The following is a 20,136-nucleotide window of genomic DNA, read 5'->3' as shown; positions in this document are numbered from 1 at the left end:
CCATCTGATCAGCTTATTTACGGCAATCGATGCGTGGGAGCTATCCGACCGCGCGGTTCGTATGTCATCATACGAACACATGTTCGATTTAAGGGGAGGTGCGATGGCAGACGGTCGACCCGCAACACCACTGACCGGGCTCACGCGCGCCGAACAACTCGATGCCCTGCGCGCGCGTATCGCCGCGGTCCCCGGCAAGGTCGGCGCCACCACTGCGTCTCCGGCCGCACCTTCGCCCGGTGTGCAGCCGCCGCCAGAGGTGATCGAGGTTCCTGGTGATCTCGGGTCTGTGCTGCCCGCGGGCGGGTTGGCGCGGGGCAGTGTCGTGGGCTGCACCAGTGGATCGCTGCTGGTCGGGTTGTTGGCCGCGGCGACGCAGGCCGGAGAATGGGCCGCGATGGTCGGCAACCCCCGGCTGGGACTATTGGCGTTCCACGAAATGGGTGGAGACCTCGAGCGTCTGGCTCACATCGCCGACCCCGGACCCGATCCCCTCGCCGTGACCGCGATCCTGCTCGATGGACTCGGAGTGGTCGTGCTTGACTATCCGGGAACCGTGGCGCCGTCGCGGGCGCGGGCGGTCGCCGCGCGGGTCCGCAGCCATGGCGCGGTGCTGATCGTGACCACAACAGGGTGGATGCGCCCGGATGTGCAGATCCACACCCGCACCGCCGGCTACACAGGACTCGGACACGGCCGCGGACGATTGCAGGCAGTGCACCTGGACGTGCGGGTCACCAGCCGCAGCACTCGACCCCGCACCACGCGACTAACTTTGCACGGATCCACCCCCGACCGCACCCGATGGAGCACCCGGTCCGCGGCGGACGTCGTGCGGCCGGGGTGGGAACAGACCGGATGAGCGTCGATCCAGCTTCGGCGATGCGACCGCTACCCCACCCGCGCGCTGTTCTGGTCGATCCCCGCCGTATCTGGGTGACACCCGAATGCGACGCGCCCCGGGCGGGTGCGCCGACGTTGGGGGAGAAGGCAGCCAGCATTGATCTACACCTGGATATCGAATGGATCCCCGCCACTCAGTACGGATGGGCTAGGTTCCTGCACGGCCGTACCCCGACGTGGTACGCGCAGATCTCGATCGACCTGCGCACCGTCAACAACCTCGCCGCGGTCACTCTGTATCAGTGGGTGCCCTGGGACGCCATACGCCCAGCCGCGGCCGAAAGCTGAAACGCTGACCACAATGATGAGTAGGTTGCGCCATCGTTGGGCCTCACATCCACACTTGCGATACGTTGTAGGTATCATCCCAGCGTGTCGCGGGATTTAATTAGAAATCTACTGAGACACTAAGGATCTTTATTGTGGCACTTCGATCTGTCCGTGCGAGACGAAGTAGTCGAATGACCCCCCAGATGCTACAAGGAAGGATGTTCGATGCATCCGGAAAGGCCCGGGTCCGAGCGGCCGGACAGGCCGGAAAGGCCGCACGACGAGCCATTCCGGAAGACGCTGCCAGGCATCCTGACAGGCATTGGCGGGGTGATTGGAGCTATCGCAGCTGTGATTGCGTCGTTGGCTGCGGCTGGCATTCTCAAGTTCGGTCCGAGTACGCAGACGTCTACGCCATTACCACCACCACCGCCGTCGACAACAACGCCGCCACGTGTTACGACGAACGAGAGCGAAGGCCGAACGACGATCAACCTGTTGTACTGGGGTGACAATTACAACTGCAAAACTGATCTCACCATACAAATCGGGGACCAAGCGGTTACACCGAGATCGGATATTCATCGTCTGGCTGGGGTTGCTGTCGGTGATCAGCCGTATAGCATCGACGGCCTTATTTCCTGCCCCACTATTGGAGCGTGTCACGCCTCCGGTCGAGGACGAATAGACATCGTAGTAGGTGCGGTATACTCTGTAGTTTGGCAAAATACGCAGACAAACTATTGCGCGGTTCATCTGAAAGGGCCTTAAACAAGGTGGCCGCGCAGCAGATAGTCCCGCTTTGAACCGTTGATGCTGGCAGTCTTTATCTGACCGCTTGGCCGCTGTGCGGTGCGCATGGTGCCCTGCGAGGTTTAGGTAATGGGGCGAGCGTAGGGGGTGCTTATGTCGAGCCCTGCGCGCATCGCCGCAGGGCGCAAGGACCGGTACTGTTGGTCAGCACCGATATTGCGGTCTTGAACAACACTGAACTGTCAGACCTGTAGTTGCGGACATTCTGGATACACTGCGGCGGGCACGGCTTACCGGCGGATTCCTTGTAAGCGAGAGGTTGTCGGTTGGAACCCGCGGTTACATTTGCATCGGCAAGAGTGTATCTGCGTGCCTAAAGCTGGTCGCCGAGTCGAGCACGGCGGTGCGCAGCGCGGGCTCTCTCGTCTGCGACAGATGCACCATAGCGACCGATCATCTGTCGGGATCGCCACCCAGCCAGCATCATCAGATCCTGTTCTTGGCCGCCGTTAGCCAGCCAGTTGTGTGCGAAGAAATGCCGGAATTGATGCGGGTGGATGTGTTCGATTCCGGCCTCGTCGGCGCGGCGTTCGATCATCTGCTGGATCCCGGATGCTGTCATACGGCCGCGTAGGCCGAGCCATAGAGCCGGGTTCTCGTGGACTGTGAAGGGGTGGCTAGCTCGCGCACGGAGGTACCGTCGCAGCGAGGTACGGGTCTTGTCGCTGAACGGGAGTGTCCGCGGCCGACGCCCTTTGCCAAGAACCAGGACGGTGTTCTCTGTGAAGTCGACGGCATCCACATCGAGCGGCGCCAGTTCTCCGATACGGGGGCCGGCGTCAGCGAACAGTCGAATGATCGCACTGTCTCGCCGAGCCTCGAACCCGGAGCCTTCGCAGACGGCCAGAAGCTTGCGTAGGGCGTCGATCGGTGGAACCGGGATCGGCTTCTCGGGCACGGTGGGCCGATTCATTTTGAGGAAAGGGTCGACGTCGAGGATCTCTTCCCGCACCAAGAACTTGCACAGCTGCTGGAGGCTGCGGTACTGCCGGTCCGCGAACTCCGGGGTGATCGGTCGGCCCGTCCGCTGATTCGGACGGGTGAGCGTGTCCTCGATGTAGGCGCCGATGTGCTGGCGCGTCAGTGCCGCAGTTGTTGTGGGCAGATCGTTCTGGACCAGGAACCGTCGGAAGTACCCGATGTCGCGGCGGTAGGTGTCGATCGTCCCCTTGGACTTGTTCGTCTGGCGAAGATCGCTGACGAAGTCGTCCAGCAACTCGTCCAGATCGTCGAAATCCATCCCCATGTAGGAATTCTACCCGGCAAAGTCCCTATCTGTTTGAGCGTTGTACTGTGTGGGTAATCCCGGCTTGACCTGGAATATGTCCAGGTCAAGCCGGTGATGCGCCCCCGGCAGGAATCGAACCTGCGACCTAGGGATTAGAAGGCCCTTGCTCTATCCAACTGAGCTACGGAGGCAGTGGGGCAACCTCGGTCGACGTCGACCGTGCTGTCCAGCACGGAAAGTATAGCGACCGTCCAGCTGGCTAAGTTCTCAGTGTCAGCAACGTTTCGGCCACCTCGGTCGCGCGGAAGGACGTACTGACCGGGGCGGTCAGGTCCGAGATCAGATTATCCGGCCGAGCCCGAACGGGCCACGCCATATTGTTGGAACTACGCTCAGTCGTATGTCGTTGCCGCAGGACCAGCCCGTCGAAACCGATGTCTCGGACGTCGGCAGGTCGGGTGCGGCGGGGAATTTCGGAGTGCTCGCGGTGATCGCCGGTGCGGTCGCCGCTGTGGTCGCGGCACTGGTGGTCGGGTTGTCGGCGGCGCACGCGCTGAGCCTGCTCGGCATACCGGATCCGGGCCCGGTGACGACCTACGGTCTGCCCGCGATCAGGGCGCTCGCCGACCTGTCGGCCGCGCTGACGGTCGGTTCGCTGTTGTTCGCGGCCTTCCTGACACCTCCGCAGCCGGACGGGCTGCTCGACGCGGGCGGCTATCGGGCCGTGCGGCGCGCCTCCTGGTTCGCGCTGGCGTGGGCGAGTTGCGCGGCGCTGCTGGTCCCGTTGACCGTCTCGGATACGACAGGTCAGCCGGTCGGGCAGGTGTGGCGGCCCGAGCAGTTGTGGCGGGCGATCGACCAGATCGCGCTGGCCGAGGCGTGGCGCACGACGGTGGTGTTCGCGGTGATCGTCGCGGTGGGCTGCAAGCTCGTGCTGCGGTGGGGATGGACGCCGCTGCTGTTCGGCGGCGCGATCGTGACCATGATGCCGCTGGCGCTGACGGGGCATTCCTCCTCCGGCGGCGCGCACGACCTGGCCACCAACAGCCTGATCCTGCACCTGATCTCGGCCGCCGTGTGGGTGGGTGGGCTGTTCGCCGTCCTCGCTCACGCGATGCGCGGCGGCGCGCACACCGATATCGCGGCTCGTCGGTTCTCGCTGACGGCGACCGTCGCGTTCGTGGTCATCGGGGTCAGCGGTGTGATCAATTCCTGGGTCAGGGTCCCGCTGGACGAACTGTTCGCCACCACCTACGGCAGGCTGGTGCTCGCCAAAGCGGCAGCGCTGATCGTGCTGGGGATCCTCGGTTACTTCCAGCGTCGCGCGTCGCTGCCCGCGCTCGCCGCCGACCCGCGTGACCGTGCCGCGCTGATCCGTTTCGGTGGGGTGGAGGCGGTGATCTTCGCCGCGACCATGGGGTTGGCCGTCGGACTCGGACGCACACCGCCGCCACCGCCGACCAGTGTTCCCACACCCGCCGAGGTGGAACTCGGATACGACCTGGCGGGACCGCCGTCGGCGAGCCGACTGCTGTTCGACTGGCGTTTCGATCTGATCTTCGGGACCTTGGCCATCGTGCTCGCGGTGGTGTATCTGCTCGGGGTGCGGCGGCTGCGGTCGCGCGGTGACGCGTGGCCGGTCGGGCGCACGATCGCCTGGCTGTCGGCGTGCGCGGTCCTGCTGTTGGCGACCTCCTCGGGCGTCGGCCGGTACGCGCCCGCGGTATTCAGCGTGCACATGGGCCAGCACATGGCGCTGTCGATGCTCGCGCCGATCCTGTTCGCCCTCGGCGGCGCGGTGACCTTGGCGCTGCGAGCGCTGCCGCCCGCCGGACGCGGCGGGGTGCCCGGACCGCGCGAATGGATTCTCGCCGCGGTGCACAACCCGGTCTCGCGGTTCCTGACCCATCCGATCGTGGCATCGGTGATCTTCGTCGGCGGGTTCTACGCCCTCTACATGGGCGGTATCTACGACTCGTTCGCGGATTCGCACGCCGCGCACCTGCTGATGAACATCCATTTCCTGCTCAGCGGATACCTGTTCTATTGGGTGGTCGTCGGGATCGACCCGAAACCGCGTCAGGTGGAACCGCTGACCAAACTCGGGATGGTGTTCGGTTCGCTGCCCTTCCACGCCTTCTTCGGTATCGCGCTGATGAGTATGACGACGGTGATGGGCGGGTGGTTCTTCCGAAGTCTCGGACTGGACTGGAACGGCGATCTGCTCGGCGATCAGCGCACCGGCGGAAGTTTCGCGTGGGCGAGTGGCGAGGTTCCGCTGGTCGTGGTGATGCTCGCGCTGCTCATCCAGTGGTCTCGTGGCGACGCCAAGCTGGCCAAGCGCATCGACCGTGCCGCGGAGCGCGATCACGGCGCCGAACTCGCCGCCCACAACGCCATGTACGCGGAGCTGGCGAAACGGGATCGCGAGGTGCGCAAGTGAATTGCGGGCAATCGGCGATGGTGGACCTCGGGCATGCGTGAGGTGAGCGGAACCCGTCACACTCGTGCACGATGGACCTCGACGCGGGGTTGCTCGGGCGCCGGTTGATCGTGAGTGAGCACAATGTGGCAGTGAGTGGACCAGGCATCGGCGCCGGTTTCGGTGGCTCCGTGCCCGGTGGTGTGGTCGGGGCCGGTCCCGATGACGCGGGCGCGCCCCGACGGGTTTCCCGGTCGGACGCGCGCGAGGCACGTAAGAGGCTGGCGGGGCGGATACGCAAGACACCGGTGCTGCACACCTCGATCGCCGGTCCGAACGGCCCGGTGCCGGTCACGCTGAAACTCGAGTATCTCCAGCACGGCGGGACGTACAAGGTGCGGGGCAGTCTCAACGCGTTACTCGAGTCGCCAGCCCCGGCAGCCGAGGTCGTGATCGCCTCCGACGGCAACGCGGGTATCGCCACGGCGGTCGCGACCGCGCAACTGGGTAAGGCGTGCACGGTCGTCGTACCGGAATCGGCGCCACATACGAAGGTGGCGGCGATGTGGTCGCACGGCGCCGAAGTCGTGTGGCACGGCACCACCTACGGCGAGGCGCGTCGCCACGCGGCGGATCTGGCGACCGAACGCGGGGCGCTGCTGCTGCGCGTCGATGATCTGCCCGCAGTCGTCGCGGGCGCCGGGGTCGTCGGGCTGGAGCTCGAGGAACAGGTTCGCGGGCGGCCACCGGTGTTGATCTCGGTCGGTGGTGGCGGGCTGGTCGCGGGCGTCGCCTCGGTACTCGGTCGCAGGCAACAGGTGATCGGTGTCGAACCCGTCGGTTACCCGGCATTGCACACCGCGTTGGAGACCGATCCCGCCGTCGGGCCCTGCTCGCCGGATGCTCCGCACGCGCACCGCATCGGCGCGATCGCGCTGGGGATCGCGCGGCGCTACGACATCCGCTCGCTGCTCGTCGCCGATGACGCGGTCGTCGCGGCCAGGGAATACCTGTGGCGCGAATTCCGCATCGTCGTGGAGGCGACCGGTGCCACCGCGCTCGCCGCCGTGCACAGCGGCGTGTACGTGCCGCCGCCGGGTGAGCGGCCCGTGATCGTCCTGTGCAGCGCGAATACCGAACACGTCGTGCAGTGAACCGTCGCGATCACGCCTGATATCTCGGTGGCGTCCGGACCGCGAGCGGATGCCGATGTTCCACATTGCATAACAGGTCGATATCCCCTGGCGCGGGAGGTCGCTGGTTGATAGCTGATGCGTAGATTGGCACTCGGTGACACAACGTGAACCGCGTGGTCGTCGGGCCGGATCAGGTGCGGTCGAATCATGCGGTTCGGCTGTTCAGACCCATGATCCGAGGGAGAAGCGCTGATGTCCGAGCTGACCGACGACACCCTGCACGCGCTGGTCGGCAAACTTGATCTGGCACAGAAGGTGCGGTTGCTGACAGGTTCCGACATCTGGTCGACGCCCGAGGAGCCGGCCATCGGCCTGCGGTCGATGACCATGTCGGACGGTCCGTCCGGGGTACGCGGACCGGTGTGGGACGAACGCGATCCCTCCCTGAATCTGCCGTCCGCGACCGCGCTGGCCGCGACCTGGGATCTCGAGATGGCCCGCGCCTACGGTGCGACCTCGGCGGCCGAGGCGCGGCGCAAAGGTGTCGACATCGTCCTCGGGCCGACGATCAATCTGCAGCGCAGTCCGCTGGGCGGCAGACATTTCGAGGCGTTCTCGGAGGATCCGCTGCTGACCGGTCAGCTGGCCGCCGCGTACGTGCGCGCGGTACAGGAGCACGGGATCGCTGCGACCCCGAAACATTACGTGGCCAACGATTTCGAGACCGACCGCTACACCGCCGACGTCGAGGTCGGCGACCGCGCGCTGCGCGAGCTGTATCTCGCGCCGTTCGAAGCCGCGGTGCGTGCGGGCGCGTGGTTGGTGATGTCGGCCTACAACGCCGTGCGCGGCGTGACGATGACCGAGAACCGCCTGCTCACGGCGCCGCTGCGCACCGAATGGAAATTCGACGGCGTGGTGGTGTCGGATTGGACCGCCGTGCGCAGCACCGAGGCCTCGGCGAACGCGGACCAGGATCTGGTGATGCCGGGACCGGAAGGACCGTGGGGGGATGAACTCGTCGCGGCGGTGCGCGCGGGAACGGTTCCGGAGGCGGCCGTCGACGCGAAGGTGGCGCGACTGCTCCGGTTGGCGGCTCGGGTCGGCGCGCTGAACCTGACCGATCGTGATGATCCGATCGCGGTGAACGGCGTGGGTCGCAGCCGTGTGTCCCACACGCCCGACACGGGCCTGCGGGTGGCGCGCGAGGTGGCCGCGGCGGGGATGGTTCTGGTCCGCAACGAGGGTGAATTACCGTGGCCCAGTGCCGGTCCCGGGACGATCGCGGTGATCGGCGAGGCGGGTTCGTGGCCGCGCACGCAGGGCGGCGGGAGTGCGACGGTGGTACCGGACGAGGTGATCGGCCCCGTCCAGGGACTGCGCACGGCACTGCCGGACGCGACGATCATCGCCCACCCGGGGGTCCCGGTGCAGACCGGAATCCACCCCTTGCCACTGACGGCCATGACCGATCCGTCCACCGGGGAGCCCGGCCTGCGCGCCCGATTCCTCGACCGCGACGGGGCCGAATTGCTGAGCGAGCATCGTGGCGCCGGTCAGCTGGTCTACCTCGGAACGGTCCCGAAAGGCGCTGTGACGCTGGAACTCACCACCGAATACCTCGCGGGACCCGACGATCCGGAAACCGTGCTGCTCGGCGTCGCCGGTATCGGTGCGACCCGGATGGAGATCGACGGTGCGCCGGTCCTCGACACCGTGCTCACCGGCAGCGGCGAGGCTCTCGGTGCCGCGTTGTTCACGCCGGGGGTCGCGACGGTTCCGGTGAGCACCGACGTCGCTCACGCGGTGCGTGTCCGGCAACGACTCGCCACCGATGACGCGATGCCCGGCCTGGTCGCGATCACGCTCGGAACAGACAGCGGCACAGCGAACCCCGCGAAGTCGATCGCCGAGGCGGTGGCGCTGGCGCGTGCGTCCGATGTCGCGGTGGTGGTGGTCGGCACCGGTTCGCAGACCGAGAGCGAGGGTTTCGACCGCACCACCCTCGCGCTGCCCGGCGCACAGGACGACCTGGTGCGGGCGGTGGCCGCCGCGAATCCGCGCACGGTGGTCGTCGTCAATTCCGGTGGTCCGGTCCTGCTCCCGTGGCGCGACGACGTGGCCGCGGTGCTGCTCGCCTGGTTCGGTGGACAGCAACTGGGGCACGCGCTCGCCGATGTCCTGCTCGGTCACCGGGAGCCGGGCGGTCGATTGCCGACGACCTGGCCCGCGGCCGAATCGGATGTCCCGGTGCTGTCGACGACACCGGTGCGCGGGGTCCTGCGCTATGACGAAGGCATTCACATCGGCTATCGAGCCTGGTTGAAGGCAGGTGTGCGGCCTGCCTACCCGTTCGGACACGGCCTCGGCTACACGACCTGGGCGCTGACCGATCTCGTCGTCGCCGACCCGACCGTGAACGGTTCCGTCGACATAGAGGTCACCGTGCACAACACCGGCGCCAGGGCCGGTAAGCAGGTCGTTCAGGTCTATCTGTCGCGCGGCGAGTCGACCGTCGACCGCCCGGTGCGCTGGCTGGCGGGCTTCACCCCGGTCGAGGTCGAGGCCGGACGATCCGTCCGGATCCGTATCCCGCTGTCGCCGAGGACTTTCGCCCATTGGGACGAGAACTGGCATATCGAGCCCGGTGTCTTCACCGTGCACGTCGGGACCAGTTCGACGGAGCTGCCACTGTCCGCCGACACCGCCGCGCTCGCCGCGGTATGAGGCGAAGCGCGGGTTGTCCACAATCCGGAAAGTTGTCCACATTCCCGCGATCGCGCCGCCACGAGGGTCGGCGGTCGACCACGCTGAAGGTGCCCCCGTGACACGGGGGAGGACAACCGGGGGTCTCCCGGTCCGGATGCGAAGGGGCGTAATCATGTACGAAGCGATGGCTACCGTGATCGGCACCGTGGTCACTCACCCGTCCAAACGTGATCTGAACACGGGAGAGCAGGTGCTGACCTTCCGGATGGCGAGTAACTCCCGCCGTTTCGATCAGGCCACCGGCACCTGGGTGGACAACGGAACCCTGTTCCTCACCGTGAGCTGCTGGCGACGGCTGGTGGCCGGGGTGGAGGAGTCCATCAGGCGCGGCGATCCGGTCGTCGTCTACGGACAGTTGCGCTCACACGAATATCGCACACGCGACGGTGTCGAACGCCGCGATCTGGAGATGCGGGCCAGTGCCGTCGGCCCCGATCTGGGACGGTGCACGGCCAGGATCGCTCGTCGATCCGACAGCGGGACCGGGTCCGACCCCCAGGGCGTGATACGGAATACTTGTCACGGATCGAGCGCTGAACCGGATGCACGCGTCGGCCATGGACTGGGGGAGACCGCAGCGACCGTGCCTTCCGCATCTACCCAGAGCGCCGCACCGGAGCCGGTCGACGCCTGACCTCGCATGACACCACCATGTGAGCAGGGCCGATCCGATCCGGAGGCACTCCGGCGCCCGGCCCGAAGCGACCACGGCGCGGTGGGTGGCGCTGCTTGATTCCACCGTTCCCCAGACCGATAGGCTTGTGTATATGGCTGAGTTCATTTACCAGATGAAGAAGGTTCGCAAGGCGCACGGCGACAAAGTCGTACTCGACGATGTGACCTTGAACTTCCTTCCCGGCGCCAAGATCGGTGTCGTCGGCCCGAACGGCGCCGGTAAATCCAGCGTGCTGAAGATCATGGCCGGACTGGATCAGCCGAACAACGGTGAGGCGTTCCTGGCGCCGGGCGCCAGCGTCGGCATCCTCCAGCAGGAGCCGCCGCTGAACGAGGAGAAGACGGTTCGCGGCAATGTCGAGGAGGGCCTCGGCGAGATCAAGGTGAAGCTGGACCGCTTCAACGAGATCGCCGAATTGATGGCCACCGACTACTCCGACGAGCTCATGGACGAGATGGGCAAGCTTCAGGAGGATCTCGACCACGCCGACGCGTGGGATATCGATTCCCAGCTGGAGCAGGCGATGGACGCGCTGCGTTGTCCGCCGCCGGACGAGCCGGTCACCAAGCTTTCCGGTGGTGAGCGTCGTCGCGTCGCGCTGTGCAAGCTGCTGCTGAGCAAGCCGGATCTGCTGCTGCTCGACGAGCCGACCAACCACCTCGACGCCGAGTCGGTGAACTGGCTCGAGCAGCACTTGGCCCAGTACCAGGGCGCCGTGCTCGCGGTCACCCACGACCGGTACTTCCTCGACAATGTGGCCGAGTGGATTCTCGAACTCGACCGGGGCCGGGCGTTCCCGTACGAGGGCAACTACTCCACCTACCTGGAGAAGAAGGCGCAGCGCCTCGAGGTGCAGGGCAAGAAGGACCAGAAGCTGCAGAAGCGGCTCAGGGAAGAACTCGCCTGGGTGCGCTCGGGCGCCAAGGCGCGCCAGGCCAAGAACAAGGCACGTCTCGGCAGGTACGAGGAGATGGCGGCCGAGGCCGAGAAGCACAGGAAGTTGGATTTCGAGGAGATCCAGATTCCCGCGGGACCGCGCCTGGGCACCGTCGTCGTCGACGTGTCGCATCTGGACAAGGGTTTCGGCGATCGTCAGTTGATCAAGGATCTGTCGTTCACCCTGCCCCGCAACGGCATCGTCGGTGTCATCGGTCCCAACGGTGTCGGTAAGACGACGTTGTTCAAGACGATCGTCGGACTCGAATCGCCCGACAGCGGCGAGGTGAAGGTCGGCGAGACGGTCAAGCTGAGCTATGTCGACCAGAATCGCGCGGGTATCGACCCCAAGAAGAACGTCTGGCAGGTGGTCTCCGAGGGGCTCGACTTCATCCAGGTCGGCAATCAGGAGATGCCGTCGCGCGCCTACGTGAGCGCGTTCGGCTTCAAGGGCCCGGATCAGCAGAAGCCGGCCGGGGTGCTCTCCGGTGGTGAGCGCAACCGCCTGAACCTGGCGCTGACCCTCAAGCAGGGCGGCAACCTGATCCTGCTCGACGAGCCCACCAACGACCTCGACGTGGAAACCCTCGGTTCGCTCGAGAACGCGCTGGAGCAGTTCCCCGGCTGCGCCGTCGTGATCTCGCACGATCGCTGGTTCCTCGACCGCACCTGCACCCACATCCTCTCGTGGGAGGGCGATTCGGACAACGACGCCAAGTGGTTCTGGTTCGAGGGCAACTTCGAGGCATACGAGGCGAACAAGGTCGAGCGGCTCGGTGCGGAAGCGGCTCGCCCGCATCGGGTTACACACCGCAAACTGACCCGCGACTGAGATCGGGATCCGACGGGGCGAGTGCTGTTCGCATCGCCCCGTCGATCGGCCATTTTTCGAAGGATTTGCGGCGAAGCGCCGTCGATCGGCTCCGCTGCCGAAGGAAATACGGACGCCAGGCCATCCCCGCCGAATCTCGATAGGGTGGGTTACGTGCATGCGCCGGTGCTGTCCGAGATCTGGGTAGTTCCCATGCCCGACGCGCCGATATGACGGTCGCCGGGTCCTATCGAGTGCTGAGCCGAGTGGACGACCTCGGCAATCGCGCGGCGAATATCGCAACCGTGGTGAACACCCCGGGATTCAAAGGGATTTCACCCGCTTGTCTCCGATGCGCAGCTACTCTCGGACCGGCGTCGCTTTGTTACGGAACCGAATCCGAGGAGTTGGCGAAAAAATGACGGTCTCGTCCGAATTGTCCAGTGCGGCGTGGTCCGCGGGTCTGCCGCAGTCACTGCGCGGAGATCTCGCGGCCCTCGAGGAGGCGTATTTCCGCCACGTCGACGCGGGCGATGTGGACTGTGCGATCACCGGGATCACCCAGATCTTCCGACGGCACCTCGAGTTGGCGATCACCCGCCCCCCGGGTCGGGTACTGGTCCGGGTGTATCACCCGGACGACGGATCGGGCCTCGGCGCCGCCATCCAGTTGGTCACCGAGGATATGGCGCTACTCGTCGAGTCGATCACCTCGTCCCTGAGCCGCATGGGCGTCAGCGTCAGCGAAGTCATCCATCCGATCTTCGAGGTCGAGCGCGACGCCGAGGCCCGGCTGCTGCACGCGGCGCCGCACGAGGTGGACGGCAACGGCGAGCCCGGGGTGCGCGAGTCCTGGATGCACCTGCAACTGCACGCGTCGACCACCAGGGAGACGTTGGACCGCATCGAGCAGGCGCTGCCGATGGTCGTCACCGACGTGCGCCAGGTCAACAGCGACACCGATGCCATGAAGCAGGTGCAGAGCACCCTCGCCGACACTCTGACCGAGGCCGCCGCGGCGGATCGCGCGCCGTTTCCCGCCGACGATCTGATCGATACCGCGAATCTGTTGCGCTGGCTGGCCAGCGGTAATTTCACCGTGCTCGGTTACGCCCGTCACCGGTTGGGCGAGAACCACGAGCAGATGATCTCGAATGCCCTGCCGGGCACCTGCCTCGGTGTGCTGCGGCCCGATGTCGGCACCGATTTCCGCGTGCCGATCAACGGCGGCGATCGGCCGCTGCTGATGCTCACCCAGGGTTTGGTGCCCGCCACCGTGCACCGCTCGGTGTACCCCTATTTCATCGGCGTGGCGGATTTCGACGAATCGGGCGAGGTCGTCGGCGACCATCTCTTCATCGGGGTCTTCACCGTCACCGCGGTCCACGAGAACGTCCTCGACATCCCGGTGATCGAGCGCCGGGTGCGTTCGGTGATCGAGGAGAGCGGCTTCGACCTGGACTCGTTCTCCGGGCAGGCCATGCTGGAGGTCATCCAGTCGTTCCCGCGCACGGAGCTGTTCTCCTCCGATACCGAGACCATGCGCCACACCGCCACCGCGGTGCTCAACGTCGGCCTGCGCAGGCAGGTGAAGCTGTTCATGCGCGCCGACAGTTACGGCCGCTTCGTGGCCTGTCTGGTGTACCTGCCGCGTGATCGCTACACCACCCACGTCCGGTTGGAGATGCAGGACATCCTCGTCCGCGAACTGGGCGGCGATTCGATCGACTATTCCGCGCGGGTGAGCGAAAGCGAACTCGCCAGCGTCTATTTCACCGTTCGGCTGCCCGATGCCGAAGGCGCGCCGCGTGCGGAGCAGACGGCCGCGGCGGACACCTCCGAGCCGAACCGGCTGCGGATCCAGCGGCTGCTGGCCGAGGCGAGCAACACCTGGGACGATCACCTCAACGACCAGTTGAATACCGCGCCGGTACTCGCTCCCGCCGTCGTCAAGCGGTACGCGGACGCCTTCCCCGAGGGCTACAAACAGGATTTCGCCCCGGCGCGCGCGCTCGGCGACATCATGCGGCTCGAACGGCTGACCGAGGGGTCGATCGTCCAGAACCTGTACCGCAGACCGAATTCGGATCCGGGCTCGTGGCGGTTCAGCCTCTACATCGGGGGTACCGGGATCTCCTTGAGCCAGGTACTTCCGGTATTGCAGAGCCTCGGCGTCGAGGTCGTCGACGAGCGCCCGTACCGAATCGAACTCGAGACCTCCCCCGGCGGCCAGATTCTCGAGCGCTGGATCTACGACTTCGGTCTGCTGGCGCGGCCCGAACTGCTGCGCAGCTCCCTCGACCGTGATCTGGACGCCGAACTGCTGGAATCCTCGGCCCGCGCCGATGTGCTCGAAGCGGAGGTGCGCGGGCTGCGCGAGCGGTTCACCGACGCCTTCGAAGCGGTCTGGCACGGTCGCGCCGAGGCGGACGGGCTGAACGAACTCGTGCTGCGGGCGCGGCTGCCGTGGCGGTCGGTCGCCATCCTGCGCACCTACGCGAAATACCTTCAGCAAGCCGACTTCCCGTACAGCCAGACCAATATCGCGCGGGTACTTCTCACCTACCCGGACGCGGCTCGGTTGTTCGTCGATCTGTTCGCGGCGCGGTTCGATCCCGACTCCGTGGCGGCCGAACACGCCGCGGAGCTGGAGGTCCGGCTGCGTGAACGCATCGACGAGGTGGTCAGCCTCGATGCCGACCGCATCCTGCGTGCCATCCTCAGCCTGATCAAGGCCACGCTGCGCACCAACTACTACGTGACCGACACCGAGGGGATGTCGCGCGACTTCATCTCGGTGAAGGTCGAACCGCGCGAGATCGCCGAACTGCCCAAACCGCGGCCCCGGTACGAGATCTTCGTCTATTCGCCGCGCGTGGAGGGCGTGCACCTGCGATTCGGTTCGGTGGCGCGCGGCGGATTGCGCTGGTCGGATCGGCTGGAGGATTTCCGTACCGAAATCCTCGGCCTGGTCAAGGCGCAGGCGGTCAAGAACGCCGTGATCGTGCCGGTCGGCGCCAAGGGCGGCTTCGTGGTGAAACAGCCGCCGCAGGCGACCGGTGACCCCGTGGCCGACCGCCAGGCGCTCGGCGCCGAGGGGGTGGCGTGCTATCGCACCTTCATCTCGGGACTGCTCGATATCACCGACAATGTCGATCGGGTGACCGGCGCCGTGCTGCCGCCCCCGCGGGTGGTCCGCCGCGACGGCGACGACACCTACCTGGTCGTCGCCGCGGACAAGGGCACCGCGACGTTCTCCGACACGGCCAACGACATCGCGCAGCGCTACGGGTTCTGGCTCGGTGACGCGTTCGCCTCCGGTGGTTCGGCGGGTTACGACCACAAGGCGATGGGCATCACCGCCAAGGGCGCGTGGGAGAGCGTGAAACGGCATTTCGCCGAGATGGATCTCGACACCCGGACTCAGGACTTCACGGTCGTCGGCATCGGCGATATGAGCGGTGACGTCTTCGGCAACGGCATGCTGCTGTCCGAGCACATCCGCTTGGTCGCCGCATTCGACCACCGGCACATATTCCTCGACCCGGACCCGGACCCCGCGAGGTCGTACGCGGAGCGGGCGCGCATGTTCGCACTGCCGCGGTCGTCGTGGGCCGACTACGACACCTCGGCGATCTCCGAGGGCGGCGGGGTGTGGGATCGCACGGTCAAATCCGTGCCTATCAGTCCGCAGGCCCGTATCGCGCTCGGCCTCGCCGACGACGTCACCTCGCTCTCGCCACCGGAACTCGTGCGCGCCATCCTGCTCGCGCCGGTCGGCTTGCTCTGGAACGGTGGCATCGGCACCTACATCAAGGCGTCGTCGGAATCGAACGGCGATGTCGGCGACAAGTCCAACGACCCGGTCCGCGTCAACGGAAACCAGCTGCGGGTCAAGGTCATCGGCGAGGGCGGCAATCTCGGCGCGACCGCGCTCGGGCGCATCGAGTTCTGCCGCGCGGGCGGCAAGATGAATACCGACGCCCTCGACAATTCGGCCGGTGTCGACTGCTCCGACCACGAGGTCAATATCAAGGTGCTGCTCGACGGTGTGGTCAGCGCGGGCCTGCTGCCCGAACCCGAGCGCAACCCGCTGCTCGCCTCGATGACCGACGAGGTCGCACGTATGGTGCTGCGGGACAACGTATCCCAGAACTTCCTGATGGGAATCTCGCGGTTCGAGGCGCCGGGGATGCTCAATGTCCACCAGCGGCTCATCGAGGACCTGGAGGAACGCCGCGGACTCGACCGCGAATTGGAGGCGTTGCCATCCACGGTGGAGTTGAAGCGCAGGCGCGAGGAGGGGGCCGGACTCGCGTCGCCCGAACTGTCGAATCTCATGGCCCATGTGAAGCTTTCGCTCAAGGTCGACCTGCTCGACTCGGATCTGCCCGACAACAACTATTTCTCGGGCAGGCTGGCGGACTACTTCCCGTCCGCGCTGCGGGAGCGATTCGGCGCGGCCATCAAGAAGCATCGGCTGCGCCGCGAGATCGTCACCACGATGATCGCCAACGAGATGGTCGACTACGGCGGCATCACCTACGCGCACCGGCTGAACGAGGAGACCGGTGCGACCGCGACGGACGCGGTGCGCGCTTTCGCCGCCGCCATCGAGATCTTCGATCTGCACGCCATGTGGTCACGCATTCGTGCGGCCGATACCTCGACCTCGGTCCGCGACGCGCTCGAGTTGGAAACCAAACGAACACTCGACCGGGCGTCGCGGTGGCTGCTGAGCAACCGTCCGCAGCCGATTCCGGTCGGCTCGGAGATCAATCGCTACAGCGGTGGTGTGCGTGAACTCACGCCGAAGGTGCCGGGCTGGCTGCGCGGACATCATGTCGCGACGCTCACCGGCCAGTCCGCCGAATTGATCGCCCAGGGTGCGCCGACGGATCTCGCCACCGAGGTCTTCGGGCTGTTGAACCTCTTCCCGTTGCTCGACGTGCTCGATATCGCCGATATCACCGATCGTGACCGGGACGAGGTCGGCTCGCTGTACTACGCCCTCAACGACCACCTCAAGATCGATTGGCTGCTGGAGGCGGTCAGTCATCTCGAGCGCGGCGATCGCTGGCACTCGCTGGCCAGGCTGGCGCTGCGCGACGATATGTACGGCTCGCTGCGTTCCCTGACCCTCGATGTGTTGTCGGCGGGCGATCCGGAGGAGACGGCCGACGAGAAGATCGCCTACTGGGAGTCGAAGAACCAGTCCAGGTTGGGTCGCGCGCGGGCGGCGCTGTCGGAATTGTTCGAATCCGGAACGCACGATCTCGCGACGCTGTCCGTCGCGGCGCGACAGGTGCGCAGCATGGTCAGCGGCGTGGGCGCGCAGTCGGAACGCTGACCTCGTCGATCGGGTGCGCCGCAGCGGCGCACCCGATCGAATACGGCGAATGATGTTAGGCTTCAACAAGAATTGCGGGTAGCGCGATGTCGCGCGGATGGCGCACTCGACGTGTCCTTCGCCCCCGCGACGATCACCGGTGGCGAAGATTGCGATACTGGGTGCCGCGAATCGGTCGAGACCCGGGCGAACGCCAGGTCACCGCGACCGGAAATGATCGAATTCGGTGCCGAAGGATCTCGCCGTGATACCTGTTCTGCAACGTCGCAGAAGGGTGTGGCGCGAGATCGGCGCCCGATCGGAGGTACCACGTGACGAGTTCGGTGAACGGTAAAGGAAAGGCCAACGGTAGCGCCCTGCTGCTACCCAAGCGCTTTCACGCCAGGGTGGAAGTCAGGTGGTCGGATATGGACGTATTCCAGCACGTCAACCACGCGCGCATGGTGACCCTGCTGGAAGAGGCCAGGATCCCGTGGCTGTTCGAGGACGGACGTCCCACCGAATCGCTGCGCGCGGGCTGTGTGCTGGCCGATCTGCGGGTGCGTTACCGGGGTCAGTTGCGGCACGAGGACACCCCGCTCGATATCGCCATGTGGATCGAGCAATTGCGTGCCGTCGATTTCACGGTCGGCTACGAGGTGCGCGCCAACGGCGCCGCCCCCGATTCCGCGCCCGCGGTGGTCGCCTCGACCCAGATCGCGGCGTTCGATATCGAGACCCAGCGGCTGCGCAGGCTCACCGACGGTGAGCGGGACTATCTGTCCGAGTGGATGGACAGGTGAGCTGAGCTCAGGGTTTCGTGACGACAGTGTTGTTGTGAGGGCGGCGACGCCCGTGCGGGCGGAGTTGCCGTGAGGGCCGAGCAGCGGGTGCTGCATGTCAGTGATCCGGCCGAGCGTGAGAATCTGGCCACCTTCCTGAGCCGGGCGATCCGGCTCGACGTCGCGGCGGTGGTGCGGTTGCGCAGGCGCGGCGACACCTCTGTCTCGGCGTGGGTGGCAACCGGTTTCGAGGCGTTGGCAGTACGGACGGTGTCGGCCGAACTGGGGGTGGACGATGTCACCGTCGGCGCCGATCTGGTGCTGGCCGGACTCGGCTCCGGAAGTCCGATCGACCTCGGCTATTCGATGGATTCGGCCTGGCGCGGAGCGCTGCCGCCGAGCGACGGATTCGCCCATATCGACGATGTGCCCGCGCGCACGCTGGTCGAATTGGCGGAACGTGGTGCCCAGCTCGCCAAGGAACACGGCAGCTCGCACGGCCCGCCCGCCTCGCTGCTGGACCAGACCGTGCTCACGGTATCGGCGGACCCGGTATCGGTCGAAGTGCCGATGCGTGTCGTCTTCGCCCTGACCGCAATGGATTTCATCCCGCATTCGGGAGACAGAACCGAGGCTCGACGTATCCCGCCCAGCGAGATCGTCCGCGTCCGGGCCACCAACACGTGGTTGCGGATCGACGCGCGCTACGGCTCGGTCGCCCGTCGTCGCGGCGGAGCGATCCCGCTGACCCCGAGCTGATCGGGGAGTTGTCGGTGGTTCGCCGGAGTCGCGGCTGAGCCGCCGACTCAAGCGACTCCGAACAGTCGTAGCGCCGCCGTACACCCCGCCGCCGCCACGATCACCACCAGCAGCGGTGCTCTCCGCCACGCGAGAACCCCGCCGACGACGACCCCTGCGGGTAGCGCCACTCCCGGTTGCGCGGTGCCGAAGGGCAGTGTGGTGACCACGACCAACGCCGCGAGCAGGACCACCGCCCCGATCTCCAGCAGTCGCTCGGCACGTTCGGGAAACCGGATGCGACTGCGTAACGCGGGCCCGGCCCAGCGGAAAGCGAAGGTGCCGACGGCGAGCGCGACTATCCCCGCGGTCGGCATCATGCGGTATCACCGCGTCGGGCGGAACATTCCGGACGTGCCGAGGAGTCGGAGCCGGCCGACTCGGTATCACGATCGAACGGTGCGCGCCGCTCTCCGCGCCGCGTGGAATATTCGACAAGTGCCGAGGAATCGGTAGCCACTTCGGCGCGGCCGACGTAGGGCGCACGCGGCTCGGCGTGCGCAACGGAACGCCCGACGGGCGCGGAGGGTTCGCAGACCGACGTGCGACCGCCGTCGACCGCCTCGCCTCGCTCACCGCGACGCAGCGTGAACGCCGCCACGACCACACCGGAGAGTGCGAACAGCACCGGTAACCCGGGCGGCAGGAATGTTGAGGTCGCGAGCGCCGCCACCACTCCCGCGCAGACCGCGCCGAAGGTGTCCCGGTCGCGCAGCGCGGGGATCACCAGGGCGAGCAGTACCGCGGGGAAGACCGCGTCCAGCCCGAAGGCCGAGGTATCGGGGACGATACTGCCGATCAGCGCGCCCAGGGCCGCGCCACCGGGCCAGGCGAGCAGGACTCCCACCCCGCAGAGCCAGTACGCGGCGCGTTTGCGTTCGATATCGGATTGGGCCAGCGCCATGGCGACGGATTCGTCGTTCATCACATGGACCCCGAGCAGGCGACGCCAGCCGCGGCCGGTCACCTCCGGCAGCGACAGCCCGTAGGGCAGATGTCTCGCGTTGACGACCAGTCCCGCCAGCACGGCCGCGATCGGGCTACCGCCCGCGGCGATGATCCCGATGAACAGGAATTCCGCACCACCCGCGAGGACGACGACGCCGAGCACGACGGGCAGCCAGACGGGGAATCCCGCGCCGACGGCCGTCGCACCGTAGGAGACGCCGATCATCGCGACGGCCACGAGCACCGCCGCGATTCCCGAGACCGTGTCCCGACCGAGTGTTCGCCATATCGAACGCATGTAGCTTATGGTGAACG

The 20,136-nt window shown here is 66.4% G+C and carries 13 protein-coding genes and 1 tRNA gene; 10 read left to right on the top strand and 4 right to left on the bottom strand.

What is annotated here, in order from left to right:
- Positions 1-103: 103 nt before the first annotated feature.
- Together imuA' and JZ792_RS23845 are read left to right on the top strand one after the other, a co-directional pair.
- A complete protein-coding gene (gene imuA', locus JZ792_RS23850) occupies positions 104-862 on the top strand; it encodes a DnaE2-dependent mutagenesis accessory factor ImuA' (RefSeq protein ID WP_216913536.1) in 759 nt (252 codons plus the stop codon).
- Positions 859-1,191: a hypothetical protein gene (locus JZ792_RS23845; protein ID WP_216913534.1), complete on the top strand. Its 333-nt coding sequence runs from the start codon at positions 859-861 to the stop codon at positions 1,189-1,191. Before imuA' ends, JZ792_RS23845 begins: the two co-directional genes overlap by 4 nt.
- Positions 1,192-2,299: 1,108 nt before the next feature.
- Here JZ792_RS23845 and JZ792_RS23840 read toward each other — a convergent pair.
- Together JZ792_RS23840 and JZ792_RS23835 are read right to left on the bottom strand one after the other, a co-directional pair.
- Complete coding sequence (locus JZ792_RS23840) at positions 2,300-3,232, bottom strand: tyrosine-type recombinase/integrase (protein WP_216913532.1); 933 nt, start codon at positions 3,230-3,232, stop codon at positions 2,300-2,302.
- A 99-nt stretch (positions 3,233-3,331) separates the two neighbouring features.
- Positions 3,332-3,405 (bottom strand) — tRNA-Arg (locus JZ792_RS23835).
- A gap of 209 nt (positions 3,406-3,614) precedes the next feature.
- Between JZ792_RS23835 and JZ792_RS23830 the strand changes: the two genes are divergently transcribed.
- From JZ792_RS23830 to JZ792_RS23795, 8 genes are all read left to right on the top strand, one after another.
- On the top strand, positions 3,615-5,657 hold the full coding sequence (locus JZ792_RS23830) for a bifunctional copper resistance protein CopD/cytochrome c oxidase assembly protein (protein WP_216913530.1): 2,043 nt from the start codon (positions 3,615-3,617) through the stop codon (positions 5,655-5,657).
- A gap of 131 nt (positions 5,658-5,788) precedes the next feature.
- Complete coding sequence (locus JZ792_RS23825; protein WP_308165421.1) at positions 5,789-6,790, top strand: serine/threonine dehydratase; 1,002 nt, start codon at positions 5,789-5,791, stop codon at positions 6,788-6,790.
- Between the two features lie 234 nt (positions 6,791-7,024).
- Positions 7,025-9,499, top strand: coding sequence for a beta-glucosidase family protein (locus JZ792_RS23820; RefSeq protein ID WP_216913526.1), 2,475 nt, complete (start codon positions 7,025-7,027; stop codon positions 9,497-9,499).
- Positions 9,500-9,653: 154 nt separating this feature from the next.
- The gene (locus JZ792_RS23815) at positions 9,654-10,175 is read left to right on the top strand and encodes a single-stranded DNA-binding protein (protein ID WP_216913524.1); all 522 of its coding nucleotides are present in this window, start codon (positions 9,654-9,656) and stop codon (positions 10,173-10,175) included.
- Positions 10,176-10,308: 133 nt separating this feature from the next.
- Positions 10,309-11,985 (top strand): energy-dependent translational throttle protein EttA, encoded by a 1,677-nt coding sequence (gene ettA, locus JZ792_RS23810; protein WP_216913512.1) that lies wholly within the window; start codon positions 10,309-10,311, stop codon positions 11,983-11,985.
- Positions 11,986-12,382: 397 nt separating this feature from the next.
- Positions 12,383-17,314, top strand: a complete 4,932-nt coding sequence (locus JZ792_RS23805; RefSeq protein ID WP_216913501.1) for an NAD-glutamate dehydrogenase — start codon at positions 12,383-12,385, stop codon at positions 17,312-17,314.
- A gap of 356 nt (positions 17,315-17,670) precedes the next feature.
- On the top strand, positions 17,671-18,096 hold the full coding sequence (locus tag JZ792_RS23800; protein ID WP_256461469.1) for an acyl-CoA thioesterase: 426 nt from the start codon (positions 17,671-17,673) through the stop codon (positions 18,094-18,096).
- Between the two features lie 69 nt (positions 18,097-18,165).
- Entirely contained in the window at positions 18,166-18,834 is a 669-nt protein-coding gene (locus JZ792_RS23795; protein ID WP_308165420.1) for a DUF8185 domain-containing protein, read from the top strand.
- A gap of 47 nt (positions 18,835-18,881) precedes the next feature.
- Here JZ792_RS23795 and JZ792_RS23790 read toward each other — a convergent pair whose 3' ends face one another.
- A complete protein-coding gene (locus JZ792_RS23790) occupies positions 18,882-19,193 on the bottom strand; it encodes an AzlD domain-containing protein (RefSeq protein WP_216913500.1) in 312 nt (103 codons plus the stop codon).
- Positions 19,190-20,119, bottom strand: a complete 930-nt coding sequence (locus tag JZ792_RS23785; protein ID WP_216913497.1) for an AzlC family ABC transporter permease — start codon at positions 20,117-20,119, stop codon at positions 19,190-19,192. Before JZ792_RS23785 ends, JZ792_RS23790 begins: the two co-directional genes overlap by 4 nt.
- Positions 20,120-20,136: the final 17 nt, after the last annotated feature.

This window comes from Nocardia noduli, assembly GCF_019038455.1.
In the GTDB taxonomy this organism is placed as follows: Bacteria; Actinomycetota; Actinomycetes; order Mycobacteriales; family Mycobacteriaceae; genus Nocardia; species Nocardia noduli.
The sequence above is the reverse complement of the archived record's forward strand: the minus strand, read 5'-3'. Positions and strand labels throughout refer to the sequence as shown.

Bases quoted from the DNA above. Each gene is read 5' to 3' on its own strand.
- imuA' (WP_216913536.1), top strand. From the start codon at position 104: ATGGCAGACGGTCGACCCGCAACACCACTGACCGGGCTCACGCGCGCC.
- JZ792_RS23830 (WP_216913530.1), top strand. From the start codon at position 3,615: ATGTCGTTGCCGCAGGACCAGCCCGTCGAAACCGATGTCTCGGACGTC.
- ettA (WP_216913512.1), top strand. From the start codon at position 10,309: ATGGCTGAGTTCATTTACCAGATGAAGAAGGTTCGCAAGGCGCACGGC.
- JZ792_RS23790 (WP_216913500.1), bottom strand. From the start codon at position 19,193: ATGATGCCGACCGCGGGGATAGTCGCGCTCGCCGTCGGCACCTTCGCT.
- JZ792_RS23820 (WP_216913526.1), top strand. From the start codon at position 7,025: ATGTCCGAGCTGACCGACGACACCCTGCACGCGCTGGTCGGCAAACTT.
- JZ792_RS23785 (WP_216913497.1), bottom strand. From the start codon at position 20,119: ATGCGTTCGATATGGCGAACACTCGGTCGGGACACGGTCTCGGGAATC.
- JZ792_RS23805 (WP_216913501.1), top strand. From the start codon at position 12,383: ATGACGGTCTCGTCCGAATTGTCCAGTGCGGCGTGGTCCGCGGGTCTG.
- JZ792_RS23840 (WP_216913532.1), bottom strand. From the start codon at position 3,232: ATGGGGATGGATTTCGACGATCTGGACGAGTTGCTGGACGACTTCGTC.
- JZ792_RS23815 (WP_216913524.1), top strand. From the start codon at position 9,654: ATGTACGAAGCGATGGCTACCGTGATCGGCACCGTGGTCACTCACCCG.
- JZ792_RS23845 (WP_216913534.1), top strand. From the start codon at position 859: ATGAGCGTCGATCCAGCTTCGGCGATGCGACCGCTACCCCACCCGCGC.